Raw genomic sequence first — 1,727 nt, 5'->3', positions numbered from 1 at the left:
GCGTCGGACCGCTTTGCTTCGGTTTCCTTCGATACGGACGGCAGCGTGACCGGCCGGCTCGGCGCACGGCTGCAAGGCGAAACAACGATCAATGGCATGGCGCTGCAGCCGTATCTCAAGGCCAACATCTGGCACGATTTCGGCGGCACCAGCCATGTCAATTTCGACACCACCGACATCTCGACCGAGGGCAGATCGACCTCGTTCGAGTTCGGCGGCGGCGTGATTGCCAAGGTGACGGACAAGGTCAGCATCTTCGCCACCGGCGACTACACCACCAATCTCGGTGGCGACAAGCGTCGGATCCTCGAAGGCAATCTGGGCTTCAGCGTCAAATGGTAAGGCCGGTCATGATCCCGAAAACCAGTTTCGGGATCATGACCAAAAAGACAGCTTAATTGCTGGAACGCATCGCCACCGTGGCGATGCCGGCGCCGACCAGCAGCGTACCGCCGGTGCGGTTGAAGATGCGGATCGCCTTGGGATTGCGCACCACGTTGCGTGCGCGTGCCGCGATCAGCGCATAGCCGAAGGCATTGGCGAAGGCGAGCGCCAGGAAGGTCGTCTCGAAGATCAGCATCTGCGTCCAGAAATCGGCGTGCCGGTCGAGGAACTGCGGCAGGAAAGCAACGAAGAACGTGATGCTTTTCGGGTTGAGCGCGGTGACGAGCCAGGCGTGCGCCATCATCTTGGCCGAGGAGACCGCGTCGGTGCGCGGTTCGGCCTTCAACGCGCCGCCGGCGCGAAACAGTTTCACGCCAAGATAGATCAGATAACCGGCGCCGATCAGCTTCAGGATGGTGAAGACGGTCGCCGAGGCCGCCAGCAGCGCGCCGATACCCAGCATCGACAACGTCATCGCAGTGAAATCCCCCAACGCCACGCCGACGGCCATCGGCAGAGCGGTACGCCAGCCCTGGCCCAGCGCATAGGACACGACCAGCAGGATGGTCGGACCTGGAATGATGAGAAGGATCGTCGATGCGGCAGCGAAGGCGGCCCAGTTTTCGAAGGACATGCTCGTCTCCTTTGAGCTTAAAGAAGAGGATAAATCCTTAGGCCCGGGAGAATGTAAAGAGGCGATTTCCCTAACTGCGCCAGCGGCAGATCGGTGTCAGTTCGCGCCGCTCAGCGTGCTCACTATATCGGCCAGGCTGACATTGGCACCGAGAACGGTTGCCGCCGCGACAATGGCAGCGGCAAAAAGCTTGATGTCGGTTTTTAAGGTCTTGCACATGGAGGCCCCTCGCTGATGGTCCGAGGAGTAGGAGACGCCGGCGCCGGGAATATGACTCGACCGAGGTCTTTTTGTGCAGCAGCCTTCGTTCAAGTTCAGGCAAGAAGGTCGAACATCGCCAAGGCCATGCGCAAATGCAGGCTGTGCAAGGTCTTCACGCTTTATCAACCATGAATGAGGAAAATGCCTGCTATCCGGCCGGACCGTGCTTCCCGCCGACAGCGTAGGGTCTGGGTATATGCGTGAGTTGCCGCAAGGTCTGACGCCGCCGCGAAATGGCGACGCAATCGAAACCGATCATCATCTTTCCCGCCGCGCCATCCTGTCCGGGGCAGGGGCGCTTGCGCTGCTGAGCGCCGCCGGTTGCTCGACCTCGGGCGGCGGCCTGCCGGCGCTCGAGCTCGACGACGTCACCACGGGTTCCGTGCGGCCGATCCGGCCAAGCATCAGCGTCGACAAGAACGTCACCAGTCCCGGGGTCATGTATGCC

General features: G+C 61.3%; 3 protein-coding genes and 1 pseudogene. 2 read left to right on the top strand and 2 right to left on the bottom strand.

The window, feature by feature from the left end:
- On the top strand, positions 1–342 hold a 342-nt coding region (locus EN914_RS34395; RefSeq protein WP_127389636.1), incomplete at its 5' end, for an autotransporter outer membrane beta-barrel domain-containing protein.
- Positions 343–394: 52 nt separating this feature from the next.
- Here the strand turns inward: EN914_RS34395 and EN914_RS34390 are convergent.
- Together EN914_RS34390 and EN914_RS39930 are read right to left on the bottom strand one after the other, a co-directional pair.
- Positions 395–1,018 carry a LysE family translocator gene (locus EN914_RS34390; protein ID WP_023761181.1) on the bottom strand — a complete coding sequence of 208 codons (624 nt, stop codon included), beginning with the start codon at positions 1,016–1,018 and terminating at the stop codon, positions 395–397.
- A 96-nt stretch (positions 1,019–1,114) separates the two neighbouring features.
- Entirely contained in the window at positions 1,115–1,237 is a 123-nt protein-coding gene (locus EN914_RS39930; RefSeq protein ID WP_013528283.1) for a hypothetical protein, read from the bottom strand.
- Between the two features lie 238 nt (positions 1,238–1,475).
- Here EN914_RS39930 and EN914_RS34380 point away from each other — a divergent pair.
- Positions 1,476–1,727: pseudogene (locus EN914_RS34380) on the top strand (L,D-transpeptidase); the annotation flags it as partial.

Source organism: Mesorhizobium sp. M7A.F.Ca.CA.001.08.2.1 (genome assembly GCF_003998455.1).
GTDB lineage: Bacteria > Pseudomonadota > Alphaproteobacteria > Rhizobiales > Rhizobiaceae > Mesorhizobium > Mesorhizobium ciceri.
Note: the sequence above shows the minus strand (reverse complement) of the source record. Positions and strands in the feature narration are given on the sequence as shown.